This is a genomic window from Roseateles depolymerans (assembly GCF_003387155.1).
Classification (GTDB): Bacteria; Pseudomonadota; Gammaproteobacteria; order Burkholderiales; family Burkholderiaceae_C; genus Roseateles; species Roseateles depolymerans.
The window spans coordinates 1489678-1504134 of the sequence record NZ_QUMT01000001.1 but is presented as its reverse complement, the minus strand read 5'-3'; the positions used below and the strand labels follow the sequence as shown (position 1 = coordinate 1504134).

12 protein-coding genes are annotated in these 14457 nt (G+C 67.4%); 9 read left to right on the top strand and 3 right to left on the bottom strand.

Annotation, left to right across the window (positions count from 1 at the left end; all coding sequences use genetic code 11):
• Positions 1–84: 84 nt before the first annotated feature.
• Positions 85–783: a winged helix-turn-helix domain-containing protein gene (locus tag DES44_RS06675; protein WP_170156621.1), complete on the top strand. Its 699-nt coding sequence runs from the start codon at positions 85–87 to the stop codon at positions 781–783.
• A 46-nt stretch (positions 784–829) separates the two neighbouring features.
• Here DES44_RS06675 and DES44_RS06670 read toward each other — a convergent pair whose 3' ends face one another.
• Positions 830–1990, bottom strand: a complete 1161-nt coding sequence (locus DES44_RS06670; protein ID WP_058935673.1) for a hypothetical protein — start codon at positions 1988–1990, stop codon at positions 830–832.
• 34 nt (positions 1991–2024) lie between these two features.
• On the opposite strand from DES44_RS06670, the gene DES44_RS25265 reads away from it, so the two are divergent.
• Positions 2025–2261 (top strand): hypothetical protein, encoded by a 237-nt coding sequence (locus DES44_RS25265; RefSeq protein ID WP_157592968.1) that lies wholly within the window; start codon positions 2025–2027, stop codon positions 2259–2261.
• 480 nt (positions 2262–2741) lie between these two features.
• On the opposite strand, the gene DES44_RS06665 is transcribed toward DES44_RS25265, so the two are convergent.
• Both DES44_RS06665 and DES44_RS06660 read right to left on the bottom strand, forming a co-directional pair.
• Positions 2742–5354, bottom strand: a complete 2613-nt coding sequence (locus DES44_RS06665) for an ATP-binding protein (protein WP_170156619.1) — start codon at positions 5352–5354, stop codon at positions 2742–2744.
• A gap of 293 nt (positions 5355–5647) precedes the next feature.
• Positions 5648–5854 carry a hypothetical protein gene (locus tag DES44_RS06660; RefSeq protein ID WP_147306991.1) on the bottom strand — a complete coding sequence of 69 codons (207 nt, stop codon included), beginning with the start codon at positions 5852–5854 and terminating at the stop codon, positions 5648–5650.
• A 333-nt stretch (positions 5855–6187) separates the two neighbouring features.
• Here DES44_RS06660 and DES44_RS06655 point away from each other — a divergent pair, with 333 nt between their 5' ends.
• From DES44_RS06655 to DES44_RS06625, 7 genes are all read left to right on the top strand, one after another.
• Positions 6188–6865, top strand: coding sequence for a response regulator transcription factor (locus tag DES44_RS06655; protein WP_058935676.1), 678 nt, complete (start codon positions 6188–6190; stop codon positions 6863–6865).
• 42 nt (positions 6866–6907) lie between these two features.
• Entirely contained in the window at positions 6908–8335 is a 1428-nt protein-coding gene (locus tag DES44_RS06650; RefSeq protein WP_058935677.1) for a sensor histidine kinase, read from the top strand.
• Between the two features lie 561 nt (positions 8336–8896).
• Positions 8897–10081, top strand: a complete 1185-nt coding sequence (locus tag DES44_RS06645) for a maltoporin (RefSeq protein WP_058935678.1) — start codon at positions 8897–8899, stop codon at positions 10079–10081.
• Between the two features lie 80 nt (positions 10082–10161).
• Positions 10162–11418: an ABC transporter substrate-binding protein gene (locus DES44_RS06640; protein ID WP_058935679.1), complete on the top strand. Its 1257-nt coding sequence runs from the start codon at positions 10162–10164 to the stop codon at positions 11416–11418.
• Positions 11419–11572: 154 nt separating this feature from the next.
• Positions 11573–12451 (top strand): carbohydrate ABC transporter permease, encoded by an 879-nt coding sequence (locus tag DES44_RS06635; protein ID WP_058937479.1) that lies wholly within the window; start codon positions 11573–11575, stop codon positions 12449–12451.
• Positions 12452–12471: 20 nt separating this feature from the next.
• Positions 12472–13365 (top strand): carbohydrate ABC transporter permease, encoded by an 894-nt coding sequence (locus DES44_RS06630; protein WP_058937480.1) that lies wholly within the window; start codon positions 12472–12474, stop codon positions 13363–13365.
• A 3-nt stretch (positions 13366–13368) separates the two neighbouring features.
• On the top strand, positions 13369–14439 hold the full coding sequence (locus tag DES44_RS06625; protein WP_058935680.1) for an ABC transporter ATP-binding protein: 1071 nt from the start codon (positions 13369–13371) through the stop codon (positions 14437–14439).
• The last annotated feature ends 18 nt before the right edge of the window (positions 14440–14457 follow it).

Sequence of the window (14457 nt, the reverse complement as noted above, 5' to 3'; positions counted from 1 at the left end):
CATAAATGAAAGTTAATGTTGCTTTAAGGACATGAAACACCGGCATTCGCCACAGTGGCGGAATCATCGGTTTTCAAGGTCCCTGTGAAAGTCGCCACTCTCTGCCCCACCCGTTCTTTTGAACACTTCGCCACCCAGGCGCTGCGTGATGCCGGCTGCGAGCTGCTGCCCCACAGCCATCTGAGTCCGCTGCTGGTCACGCTGCGTGACAGCGGCGCCGACGCCGTGCTTCTGGAGGACCACGACCAGCAGGTGGAAGCCTGGTTGTCGGGTCTGCGCCTGCATGCCGGACGGGCCTTGCCCGTGGTCGTGCTGGGCCTGGGTGATTCCATCGGCATCTCCCGCGCGCTGCAGCGCGGTGCGGACGACTATGCGGTGCTGGCCGACGGGCCGGGGCCGCTGGTGCATCGGCTGCGAGCGCGGGTGCAGTCCCGCAGCGACGGCCTGCGCGCGAGTTCACTGCGCGCGGGTCCCTATTCGCTGCATGCCGCCACCCAGAGCCTGTCCACCGGCGCGCGCGAGGTGAGCCTCACCGCACGCGAATTCGCGCTGGCCTGGACGCTGTTCGAGAACCTCGGACGAGTGGTGAGCACGCAGACGCTGTCCACCGAGATCTGGGGCCGCTCCGGCGATGTCGGCAAGCGCACGCTGGAGCAGCATGTGTACAAGCTGCGGCTCAAGCTCAATCCCGACGGGCGGCGCGCGCGGCCGTATCGCCCCGATGCGCCGCCCGCGCCCCGCATCCAGACGGTGTACGGGGTGGGCTATCGGTTGGAGCTCTGAAGCCTGGCACCGGGCTCGGCATACCGCGGCCGCGCCCGGTCCATCGTCAGACCATATGCCCAGGATCGGCCGGCGGCTTCGGCGTCGCCGGCTTCTTGTTGTTGTCTTTGCGGACCGTGTCATTCATCTGATAGGCCGCGACCGTCAGGGCCAGCAAGGCGCCGCCCATCAGGCCCACGACCGCCGCATGCAGGCCGGCTTCGGCGGATTGCCGCCGGTCCGGGTGCCAGCCTGCGTCCACCATGGCGGGCCGCATGGCCTGCGTCAGCCCCAGCGCGATCATGCCCGGCACGAGGGTGTTGAAGACCCGCGCGTCCACGCGTTCGAACTGGCGCTCCAGTTCCTCCCGCTTGAAAGGATTCTTCGACTCCCAGTGCAGATGACGGACATGCGAGGGGTCCGCGGCCTGCATGCGCTGGGCCTGGGCGGTTTCAACCAGGTGATCTTCCACCGATGAGGTCAGCATGTTGGCGGCCCCCGCGATGGCGCCCGCGCCGACGGCCAGGCCGCGTGAGGCCTGCCAGGCCGGTGCGCCGCCCAGGGTGTGCTGCATGGCCATCTGGGCCAGCAGATCGATCCCCGCAGTGGCTGCGCCAAAGGTGCCGCGCATGGACCAGCCCACATCCTGGCTGCGCAGGTTGCGACCGTCCGCCGGTTTGGGCGCGCCGTGTTCATTGCCGACGTGCACGGTGTTGATGAGCGGCCGCAGCCCTTCCCGCACCTGGGCCTGCAGGTGCGAGACCAGTTGCAGGGCCGCCGCCGCCTGAGCCACGGGCACCAGTTCCGGCTGGAAGCGGGACGCGACGGTCAGGCCCAGAGCGGCCAGGTCTCCGCCAGCGATGCCGACGGTCTGCACCGCTTGCCAGGCCCGTCGCGAGAGACTGTTGCCTTCCCGGGTGATGTCCCCGGTGAAGCCTGCATTGGCTTTGGTCGGATTGGCCTCGCTGTGCCGCTGCGACAGGATGCGGCGGCCGGCGGACCAAGCCGTCAGCGCGGCCTGCGTCGCGATGGCGGCATTGGGATGCGTCGCCACCGCACGGGCCAGCTCCGGCGCCACCACGCCCTGCACCACCGTCCTGACCGCAGCGACCGGGATGGCGTGACGCACGTTCTGCATGGCGAAGAAGCTGAGCGCGCCGGCCTCCTTCGGCGGCGCATGGGCGGGGCTGGGTGCGCTGCCGGTCCCCGTGGGCGGCGGTGTCGTCACGTTGGTCGCTGCAGGGGTTGTTGCCGCAGTTGGCGTGGTTGCCGCAGTTGGCGTGGTGGCCGTGGCTGGCGTGGTGGCCGTGGCTGGCGTGGTTAGCGCCATTTGCGCAGTAGGCGTCGATGCCTCGGGCACGGCCGTATGCGCGGCGCTGCTGGATCCTTCCGTGCGTCCGGCGCCGCCCGTGGCGTTGGGGGCGGTACCGCCCTGCGAGCTGGACGGTGAGGCCGGGCGGGCAAGGGGGCTTCGATCCCGCAGCCGGTCCAGCGACTGACGCGGTGCGATGACAGCGCCTGTAGACGGCGGAGCACTCTCCAGCGAATGACGCCGTGCCAACACCGCCGCCGTGGATGAGGAGGCGCCGTCCACGGATGGCCGACGCGCCAGCCCTCCAGCGTCTGACGACATCCTGCGAAACGGTGCCGACGATTCTCCGGGGGAACGCGGTGTGAGCGGCAGGCCCGGGGACTGCGGGGTCGAAGGCCGTCGATCACGCAGCGGAATCGGCGTTCCGGGTTCCGAAGACGATGCATGCGATGCATCGGGCAGTGCGCTGGGAGACGTGTTGATCTTCATGAGGGGGTCCGGCCTTGAATACCGACCCACTCTCGACCCGGTGCATGACGGGTGCGTGACCGACGCATGACGCATGCCGTCGACCTGCGCGGGCCAGCGATCGGGCTTCGGTTTGCCACTGCAAGCTTCGCAATGCGAGGGCGGCGCTCGCACCGCAGCGCTGCCCTCGCACGCGCCCTCAGCCGCCCACCCGGCGCTGATCCGCGTCGATCCACCCGATCACCGGCACCGCCCTGGGCGGCTCCCGCGCAACATCCTCCGGCGGCGCCAACGCCGCGGCCAGCGCTTCGGACTCCATCCATCGTCGCCCGGCTTCCCGCAAGTCCGCCAATTGCAGGTCATCCATGCGCATGCGCAGACGCTGCAGCAGCGCATCCCAAGGCGCCTCAGGGCATTGTCGCGGCCCCTGCGGCCAGGCGGCCGCGACATGCCCGGTGAGCTGTGCTGCATCACGCTCGCGTCCCTCGGCGCAGGCCAGCCACGCCAGCAGCGGCATGCAGACCTCCAGTCCGTCAGGCCCCGCCAGGCAGCGGCCTTCCGGCGCCGTCAGCAACTCCAGCACCGCCCTGGCTTCGCGGAGCCGTCCCTCCGCCAGCAGCACCGCCGCACGGCAGGCCCGCAGCCGCTGTCGCAGCGCGCCCTCCACCACGCCGGCTTCCCATTCGCGCACCAGCACCGAGGCGCAAGGCAGGCTCCGGCCGTGGCCCACCAGCAGCGTGATCAGCCGCTGCAGATCGTCCATCATCCAGGCCGTGGCGCCGATGTCGCGGGCGAGCCTGAGCGAGGCACACAAAGCCTTGTCGGCCTCCGCGGCCTGCCCTTCCAGCCGCCATACATGGGCACGCGCCGCCAGCCCCAGCAGGCGCAGCCGCTCCGAATGCGGGCCTTCACACTGGCCGGCCAGCGCCGTCATCTCGCCCATGGCATGTCGCAGCGCGGCGCGGCTGATCTCGCGGTCGCCCAGCACCTGTTGGCACAGGGCCCGGTAGCGCACGGACGGATCGTCCGCAGTGCGCGAGGCCCGCAAGCCGCGGCGGAACCACACCCCCGCGCCAGCAGCATCCTGCGGCAGCATGAGGCGGGCATGGTCGATGCAAAAGCGCGTCAGGGTCTCGGGGGGCAGGTCGTGCGGCAGCTCATTCTCGTAGGCCGCATGGCGCCAGCCGGCTTCGTCCCGCAGACCCAGCAGTTCAAACAGCGGGACCGCATGCGCCAGCAGCCCCAGGCCCATCACCGGCGCATGCTCCACGCACCAGTCCAGCGCCGCCCGCACGTTGCCGAGCTCCGGCGCGAACTCCACCACCCAGCGCTCGTCCGGCATCATCTCGAAGGCCCGTGCCGCGCGCTCGAACAGCTGGCTGACGGTGTAGGCATGCATGTGCCGCGCCAGATGCACCTCGCCGTGTTCCTCCAGCTGCAGCAGTCCGTAGGCCCGGATGCTTTCCAGCCATTCATAACGCGGACGCTCATCGCCCTCCACCTGGACCAGCGAATGGTCCACCAAACCTTCCAGGGCCTCGGCGACTGTCCAGGCGTCGAGTTGCCGGTCGGACAGCGCAGCGGCAGCCATCTCCAGCGTGAAGCCCCCTTCGAAGGGCTCCAGGCGTCGCAGCATCAGCCGTTCCACGTCGCTGAGCAGCGCATGGCTGTCGTCCATGCAGGCCCGCAGCGACTGGTGCCGGCGGGGACCTGCCTGGGTGCCCCGGGTCAGCAGGCGGTAGCGGTCATTCAGACGCTCGCACAGCGAGTCCAGGCCGAAGGTGGCCAGCCGGCCGGCCGCGAGTTGCAGGGCCAGCGGATGGCCGTCGAGGCGGCGGCACAGCGTGGTGACCTGGTCCAGGTTGTGCTGCCCCAGTGAGAACGGAAGGCCCTGGGCCCGCACCCGGTCCACCAGCAGCGCCACGGCGCCGTGACCGAGCGCTTCATCCACCGATCGACCCGCCGGCGGCGCCGACAGCGGCGGCGTGCGCAGCACCCGCTCCCCAGGCACACGCAGCACGCGGCGACTGGTGACCATCAGCGTCACGTCCTCGGTCCCTTCGATCAGCGCATGGCAGAAAGCGGCCACTCGGTCCGCGTCGCCTTCCGCGTTGTCCAGCACCAGCAGCACCGACATCGGCCGCAGCACCTCCAGCAAGGTCGCCAGTGGCAGGTCCGGGTCCAGCCCCAAGGCGGCGGCCACGGCGGAGACGGGGTCCTGCGCTTGCCCCCCTTGCAGCAGATCGGCCCAGACCACACCGTCGCGGCTGGCCTGCCGGCGCTCATGCGCACAGGCCAGTGCCAGCGTCGATTTGCCGATGCCGGGCGCCCCCACCACCGTCACCAGGCGATGACGCACCAGGCGGCTGAGCAGGGTCTGGAGATCATGGTCGCGGCCATGCACCGTCACCGACAGGGACGGCAGACTCCGCAGACGAACGGTGGGGACGGTGGGCACTGCGGCCCCCGAGGAAGCGGACGCTGTGTCCTGCCCCTGCGCGGCGCCGGCGTCCTCGTCGATCAGCGGCAAGGCAAAGCGGTAGCCCTGCCCCGTCACCGTCACGATGGCCTCGCGGCCCAGCACGCGACGCAGCGCGGAGACATGCACGGCGGCATTGTTTTCCTCCACCACCTGGCCGGGCCAGACGCGGTTGAGCAGATCGTTCTTGGACACCACCGCGCCCCGCTCCGACACCAGCGCCGCCAGCAGATCAATCTGCCGGCCGCTCAGCGGCGCGGGCACCCCATCGGCGAGCAATGCCCGCGCGGACAGGTCCAGCACGAATCCTTCGAAGCGATATCGACTCGTCACTTCTGATCGCCCTCGTTGGGGGTCCTCTTGGAAGCCTGCCGCAGTCATTGCTGCGGTCGGCCACGGCGCTGCACGATCAACGTCACCGGCCCTCGCGCCGGAGGGAGTCACGAAAGTCGGCGCGAGTCTAAGGGTGCTCCATGACATCGTCCAGCGGACCTGGGGCGTTCCCGAGGGCGCGGTGTGCGAAGGAGAGAAACAGAGCGTGAGCGGTGCGCTCAGCGAGTCAGGCCGGCGGAAGGTGCATGCCAGCGAGTACGCATCCCTCGAAGGAGATACGAAAAAGTACCACCTCAGTTCAAGCCGTTCCAGGAGCTCGCATTCTTCTGCGCCTGCTGGTTGCTTTGAATGCCGACGTCCTGTTGGCGCGCACGCAGCACTTCCGCGCAGCGCTCCACATGGGAGCGGTCCGGATGCCACGGTCCGGCGCAGAAGGCGCCGCTGTGAAGGTTGGCGTTCTTGGTATAGACCACGCGCCAAAGCAGTTGTTTGAGATCCACTTGAAACGTCCAACGTGGGGCCAGGAACAGAACCGGTGGCCGACCTGAAAAGCAGGTCCGTGGCCGCGAGGCGCCGCCGGGTGGGGCCGGGTGGAGTCGGGGCCAGGCTCCGCGGTCGGCCCACCTGCCCGGGGCCGTGTTGCCATGATGCCGGGGACGGCCCGCTGCCAACAGCCCCGGCGCAGCGAGCCGCGTGATGGATTGCCGAAGCCCGCTGGCGAATACCGCCCAAACGCCTGGGCGCGGTGCGCCGGGCGCCCCGGTGCCGGGCCTGTCCATAAGCGCGCTAACATTCCGCCGCCCCAGGACGGGGCGCCTGATGACACCAAGCCCATGAATTTGCTGCTGGCCGAAGACGATGCCCTCCTGGCGGATGCCCTGTGCGAGCAGATGCGCGCCAGCGGATTCACTGTTGAACATGCGCCCAATGGCGCCGTTGCCCAGTACCTGCTGGCCAAGCAGGCGTTCGACGTGGTGGTGCTGGACCTGGGCCTGCCGATGGTCGACGGGCTGCAGGTGCTGCGCCAGCTGCGTCAGCATGACGCCTCGCTGCCGGTGCTGATCCTTACGGCCCTGGACAGCCTGGAGGACCGGGTGGCGGGCTTGAATGCCGGCGCGGACGACTACCTCACCAAACCTTTTGACTTCCCCGAGCTGGAAGCCCGGCTGCGCGCCCTGATGCGCCGCAGCCGCGCCATCAAGGCCGGCCATGAACTGGGTCAGCTCAGCCTGCAGCGGGAGACCCGGTCGGCCGAGGTGCGCGGAGAGATGCTGGAGCTCAGTCCCCGCGAATTCGATCTGCTGGACCTGCTGCTCACCCACCAGGGCCGGGTGATCACCAAGGAGCAGATCAACCAGGTCTGGTCGGGCGAGCGCGGCGCCGACACGGTGGGCGGCAACAACGCGGTGGAGGTCTATATCCACCGGCTGCGCCGCAAGCTGGAGGGCGCCCAGGTGGCCATCCGCACGGTGCGGGGGCTGGGCTATCTGCTGGAGCTCGAGCGTCCCTGAAGCGCGCCCTGCATCGGCCGCCTGCATTCCGCATCCCGCATCATGTATTCCCTCAAGCGCCAACTGCTGCTGTGGCTGTTGCTGCCCCAGCTGGTCCTGTGGCTGGCCGGCGCCCTCTTCAGCTACCGCCTCGCCGGTCGTTATGCCAATGAGGCGGTCGACGCCACGCTGGCCCAGGCGGTCCGGTCCCTCTCCCGCCAGGTCAAGCCGATGGGCAACGGCCTGTTGATCGATTTCCCACGCGCCGCGCAGGACGTGCTGGAGGCCGACCCCAGCGACAAGCTGCTCTACACGGTGAGCTCCCCGCCGGGCAAGTTCATTCTCGGCAACCGCAACCTGCCCAGCCCGCCTGCCACACCGGCCAGCCCTCCGCTGGGCGAGGCGCGCTTCTACGACGGACAGCTGGAAGACCCGGACGGCGGCGCCCAGCAGGCGCCGGTGCGGGTGGCCGCGCTCTATCTGCAGTTCGGGGACGACCCCCGGGCCCAGCAGATGATGCTGGTGCAGGTGGCCCGCTCCAGCGCCAACCGGGAGCTGCTGTTCCGCCGGCTGCTGATCGACACCATGCTGCCGCTGTCGCTGCTGATCGTGCTGATGAGCATGATCGTGTGGGCCGGCGTCGGCGCGGGGCTGGCACCCATCAGCCGGCTGCGCCGCCTGGTGGAGGGCCGCAAGCCCAATGACCTGCGGCCCATCGAGCTCGATGCCGCCCCGCAGGAGCTGCGGTCGCTGGCCCAGGCCATCAACGACCTGCTGGAATCGGTGCGTCACAACGTGCAGGGCCAGCGCCGCTTCATCAGCGATGCGGCCCATCAGCTGCGCACTCCGCTGGCGGGCCTGAAAAGCCAGAGCGAACTGGCCCTGGCCGAGGCGCCGCCCGGGCCGCTCACCACCCGCCTGGCCCGGGTGCATGAGAGTGCGACCCGCAGCGCCCACCTGGTCAACCAGTTGCTGGCGCTGGCCCGGACCGAGCCGGAGTCGGTCACCCGGCAGCCGCTGACCCGGCTGGACCTGGTGCGCCTGGCCCGTGAGGCGACCGCGGAGATGGTGCCGCGTGCCCTTCAACAGCAGGTGGACCTGGGCTTCGAGGAAGACGAGGAACCCTCGCCCGCCATCGAGGTCATGGGCATTCACCTGCTGCTGCGCGAGGCGCTGGTGAACATCGTGGACAACGCGATTCGTTATGCCGGGCGTGGCGCGACGGTCACGGTCCATGTCGCCCGTTCGCCACAAAATCCGGGACAGGTGATGCTGACCGTCTCGGACAACGGGCCGGGACTCGCCCCGGATATCGAGGACAAGGTGTTCGAGCGCTTCTTCCGCGGCACGCAGGAAGGCAATGGCTGCGGCCTGGGCCTGTCCATCGTGAAGGAGATCGTGGAGCGCCACGCGGGAAGCGTGGAGGCGCGGAATCTGTCGCCCCAAGGGCTGCAGGTCATCGTCCGGTTGCCGGCTGCGATGGCCGTCTAGGCAACGTCGGTCAGTTTTTGCAACGGGCTGGCCCGTGGTCGCGGTGACGGACTTGCGTGGCGGCGTACTGGACACCGTCCGGGTTCCACGCGGTTTCTTCGGTCAAAACGTGTGGAATTCACGCTGATTTAGCGCGCCACTGGCGGCAAAAGCGGTGAGCTACGGGCCCCGCTGCCGCCGTGCGGCAGACCTGCTTCCAGACGCTGAAAGCCCCGTGCCGCCGGCCCTTCCCCCAAAAATTCAAGTTCGCTGGAATGACCGGGCACGCCGGCTGCCCTCCCCACCCCCGATGCGAGATTCCTGAATGAAAGCTGAACATCGGCTGAATGGAGGGAGGACGCCTGCCGTGGCCTGCTGCGGTAGGGGTGCCCCGCATTGAGGCGCCGGGCGCCCCAGGAGGGGGAGAACCCGGCGCGTACCGCCCGAAAACCATAGTGGTAAGCACCAATATAGTTTCATTAAAGGAAAATTAAAGTGCGCCCCGCATGCAAGAAAGATAAACGCCTGCTTAACGACACGCACCCGGAGTGTCGTTTTGCGGCCTCACACGGAGACTCAAACATGACTCGCATTGCTCACGCGTACAAGCAAATCCCTCTGGCCATCGGTCTGCTGATGGCTGCTGGCGCCTCCCAGGCGCTGGACTGGACCGGCTACTTCCGCGCCGGCCCCGGCCTGACTTCCAATGGCACTTCCCGTTCGTGCTATGCGCTGAACGGTGGCACCCAGGGCATGAAGTACCGCCTGGGCAACGAGTGCGATTTCTACGGTGAATTCCAGCTGGCCCAGGGCTTCAAGAAGGACGGCGTGGAATACAAGGTCACCTTGATGACCGACTACTACGACGGCTCCACCGACCGCACCAAGGGTGACTGGGACGTCGCCCAGATGTTTGCCGAAGCCAAGGGCTTCGACATCGCGCCTGAAGCCACCTTCTGGATCGGCAAGGAACGCGGCCGTCGTGGTGACGTGCACATCGTGGACACCTACTTCACCGAAATGGTGGGCGTGGGTGCCGGCGCCAAGGGCTTCACCGGCCTGGGCCCGGGCAAGCTGGGCGTGGCCTACTACAAGACCGACAAGGATTCCAACGAGCGCCCCGGCCACCGCGGCAACGTGGAATACGTCGATGCAGCCGTCAATGACGGCGGCAAGCTGAGCGTCTTCGGCACGGTCACCAAGGGCCAGTTCGCGGGCGGCACCAATGGTTGGGGCCTGACCTTCAAGCATGAGCAGGAAAACATGTTCGGCACCGGCCTGAACAACGTGATCTGGCTGCAGTACGCTCAAGGCTCGACCGGCCTGAACTCCAACTTCGGCAACCTGACCGACACCTCCGCCGCCAAGAAGTACCGCGTCGTGGAATCGGTGAACTGGCAGCAAGGCGCCTGGGGCGGCATGGCCATGGTGCTGTACGCGCATGAGAAGGACAACCAGGGCGTCGCGACCAAGTCGGGCTCCGTCGGTGGTCGCGTCTCCTACGCCGTCACCCGCAACTTCAAGCTGCTGACCGAAGCCGGCGTGTCCCAGTACAAGCCCGATGGTGGCCAGACCGCCCGCTTGACCAAGCTGACGTTCGCCCCCACGCTGTCGGTGGGCCCGGCGCTGATGGACCGTCCGGAGTTCCGCCTGTACGTGACCCACGCCAAGTGGAACCGTGCCGCCGGCAACGTGACGAATAACGTGAACTTCGAAGACAAGACCTCGGGCACCAGCTTCGGCGCCCAGGTCGAAATGTGGTTCTGATCGGCCATCCGCCGACGTACCTGAGTCGCTGTCAGCCCAGGCTGCCTGCGAATCCTCCCTCTCACAAGGAGACAAAGCAAATGATGAAGCTCAAGCAACTCGCAAAGGCCTCGGCCCTGGTCGCGGTCCTGGCGGGTGCCGGCGCGGCCCACGCCGGTGAAGTCGAAGTGCTGCACTGGTGGACCAGCGGCGGCGAGGCCAAGGCGGCTTCCGCCCTGAAGGCCCAGCTGCAAAAGCAGGGTCACACCTGGAAGGACTTCGCCGTGGCCGGCGGCGGTGGTGACTCCGCCATGACCGTGCTGAAGTCGCGCGTGGTGTCGGGCAATGCCCCGGCGGCCGCACAGATCAAGGGCCCGTCCCTGCAGGAATGGGCCGCTGAAGGCGTGCTGACCAACATCGACAGCGTGGCGGCAGCCGGCAAGTGGGACGAAGTGATCCCGCCGGTGGTGGCCAACATCATGAAGTACAAGGGCCACTACATCGCTGCGCCGGTCAACGTGCACCGCGTGAACTGGCTGTGGGTGAATCCGGCAGCCCTGAAGAAGGCCAATGCCAAGGTGCCCACCACCTGGGACGAGTTCTTCGTCACGGCCGAAGCCCTGAAGAAGGCCGGCATCATCCCGGTGGCGCACGGTGGCCAGAACTGGCAGGACTTCACCACGTTCGAAGCCGTGGCCATTGGCCTGGGCGGCGTGGACTTCTACAAGAAGGCCCTGGTCCAGCTGGACGCAGCCACGCTGCAAGGTCCCGAGATGGAGAAGGTGCTGTCCACCTTCAAGCGCATCAAGGACTACACCGACAAGAACGCCCCGGGCCGTGACTGGAACCTGGCCACCGCCATGGTGATCAAGGGTGAAGCCGGCATGCAGCTGATGGGTGACTGGGCCAAGGGTGAGTTCATCGCCGCTGGCAAGACCCCCGGCAAGGACTTCCTGTGCACCGCCGCTCCCGGCTCGGCCAAGGCCTACACCTTCAACATCGACTCGTTCGCGATGTTCAAGCTGAAGAACACGGCCAACGAGAAGGCGCAGCAGGACCTGGCCGCGGCCATCATGTCGCCTGAATTCCAGGAAGTGTTCAACCTGAACAAGGGCTCGATCCCGGTCCGTACCGGCATGAAGATGGACAAGTTCGACGACTGCGCCAAGCAGTCGGCTGCGGACTTCGCCGCTGATGCCAAGGCCGGTACCCTGGTGCCCTCCATCGCCCATGGCATGGCCGTCCCGGCCGCTGCCGAAGGCGCGATGAAGGACGTCGTGAGCCAGTTCTGGAACAGCGACAAGATGACCGCCAAGGAGGCCCAGAGCCGCCTGGTGGCCGCTTCGAAGACGAAGTAAGCGCAACGGGGCGGCTCCGTGAGGAGTCGCCCCGAAGCGATGCCGACGCGCCCCTGCGACCTCCCGTCCACGCGCGTTGCGCCCTGCGGGGTCCGGCTTCCTGAACGGATGGCCCGGCCCCTTCCCGTCCCTCTTGCAGTACCCGCCGCCCAGCATGTCCGCCTCAAGAGCCCCGCGCAGCCCCTGGCTTCCCAAGCTGGTGGTGGCGCCCACCTTCCTCCTGTCCTTCCTCTTCATCTATGGGCTGATGGCCTGGAACGGCTATCTGTCGCTGTCCGCCTCACGGCTGCTGCCCAATTACGAATTTGTCGGTCTGGACCAATACCGCGCCCTGTTCGAGAACGAACGGTGGTGGACGGCCCTGACCAACCTCGGCATCTTCGGCGTCCTGTTCATCGGCGGCACCACCGTGCTGGGCCTGCTGCTGGCCATCCTGCTGGACCAGAAGATCCGTGCCGAAGGGGTGCTGCGCACCATCTATCTGTATCCCATGGCCCTGTCGTTCATCGTGACCGGCACGGCCTGGAAGTGGATCCTGAACCCGGGCCTGGGCATCGAGCATCTGGTGCAGTCCTGGGGCTTCGAGAACTTCCGCTTCGACTGGCTGGTGGATCCGGACCATGCGCTGTATTGCGTGGTGATCGCTGGCATCTGGCAGTCGTCCGGCTTCGTGATGGCCCTGTTCCTGGCCGGCCTGCGCGGCATTGACGACTCCATCATCAAGGCGGCGCAGGTGGACGGCGCGTCGCTGGGCCGCATCTACTGGCGCATCCTGATCCCGACGCTGCGGCCGGTGTTCTTCTCCACCGTCATGGTGGTGGCCCACATCGCCATCAAGAGCTTCGACCTGGTGGTCGCCCTGACGGCCGGTGGTCCCGGCTACGCCACCGACCTGCCCGCGACCTTCATGTACACCATGGCGTTCTCGCGCGGCCAGATCGGCCTGGGTGCTGCCAGCGCCACCATGATGCTGGCGACCATCGCGGCCATCGTGGTGCCCTATCTCTATTCCGAGCTGCGTTCGAAGTCATGAGCGTTGTGATGAGCCCCGAGATGACCTCCTCCCCTTCCTCCGTCGTCCCCGCCCGCAAGCCCAGCGGCCTGAGCTGGCAGCGCGTGCTGCTGCTGCTGGTGCTGGTGGCCTTTGCAGCCTTCTTCCTGACGCCGCTGTATGTGATGGTCAGCACCTCGCTCAAGAGCATGGACGAAGTGCGCAACGGCACGCTGCTGTCCATCCCGATGAGCCCGACCTTCGAGGCCTGGGCCAAGGCCTGGAGCAGCGCCTGCACCGGCACCGATTGCGGCGGCCTCAAGCCCTTCTTCATGAACTCGGTGTTCATGGTGGTGCCGGCCGTGCTGATCTCCACCGCGCTGGGCGCCCTCAACGGCTACGTGCTGACCAAGTGGCGTTTCCGCGGCAGCGAAGTGATGTTCGCCTTCCTGCTGTTCGGCGTGTTCATGCCGATGCAGGTGGTGCTGCTGCCGATGAGCCAGGTGCTGGGCACGCTGGGCATCGCCAGCTCGGTGTGGGGGCTGATCCTGGTGCACGTGCTGGCCGGCATGCCGTCCACCACGCTGTTCTTCCGCAACTACTACGCCGGCCTGCCCGATGAACTGATCAAGGCAGCCACGCTGGACGGCGCGTCGTTCTGGCAGATCTTCTGGCGCATCGTCGTGCCGCTGTCCACGCCCATCCTGGTCGTGACCCTGATCTGGCAGTTCACCTCCATCTGGAATGACTTCCTCTATGGCGTCGTGTTCTCCGGCGCCGACAGCAAGCCGATCACCGTCGGCCTGAACAACCTCGCCAACACCACCAGCACCGTCAAGGAATACAACGTGGACATGGCCGCGGCCCTCATCGCCGCCCTGCCGACCCTCGTGGTCTATGTTGTCGCTGGCAAGTATTTCGTGCGCGGCCTCACCGCCGGCGCCGTGAAAGGATAAGCAATGGGTGCGCTCACCATTTCCCAGGTCCGCAAGAGCTACGGCGCGGCCGACATTCTCAAGGGCATCGACCTGTCGATCGACGCCGGTGAATTCCTGATCCTGGTCGGCCCCTCGGGCTGCGGCAAGTCCACGCTGCTGGCGATGATCGCCGGCCTGGAGCATCCGACATCGGGCGCCATCCACATCGGCGACCGGGACGTCACCTATCTGCCGAGCAAGGACCGGGACATCGCCATGGTGTTCCAGAGCTATGCGCTCTATCCCAACATGAACGTGGCGCAGAACATCGCCTTCGGTCTGGAGATGCGCAAGGTGCCCAAGGCGCAGCGCGACGAGACCGTGCAGCGCGTGTCCAAGCTGCTGCAGATCGACCATCTGCTGGACCGCAAGCCGGGCCAGCTGTCGGGCGGTCAGCGTCAGCGGGTGGCCATGGGCCGGGCGCTGGCGCGGGATCCGAAGCTGTTCCTGTTCGACGAGCCGCTGTCCAACCTGGATGCCAAGCTGCGCATTGAAATGCGCGCCGAGATCAAGCTGCTGCATCAGCGCACCCGCACCACCACCGTGTATGTGACCCACGACCAGGTCGAGGCCATGACACTGGGGGACCGCATCGCCGTCATGCGCGACGGCATGGTGCAGCAGTTCGGCACGCCGGAGGAGATCTACACCCGTCCGGCCAACCGTTTCGTGGCGGAGTTCATCGGCTCCCCCACCATGAACTTCGTCACCGCCGAGCGCCAGCAGCAGGGTCTGCGGGCGCAGGGCGTGACGCTGCCGGTCAGCGCGCAGCAGCAGGCGTCCATCGATGCAGCCATCACCGGCAACGGCGGCTGCCTCTATGGCCTGCGCCCGGAACACATCCGCCTGGCGGACGATGGCGTCCCCGGCAAGCTGGTCATGATCGAGCCGACCGGTCCGGAGACCTATCTGCTGGTGGATACTCCGCTTGGGCAGATCACGTCACGCGTGGCCGGCAATCCCCATCTGAACGTGGGCGATGCGGTGCGGCTGCAATGGGCGGCAGAATCGGCCCATCTGTTCGACGCCAGCAGCGAGAAGCGGCTGGCCTGAGCTGCCCCGACTCTCTGA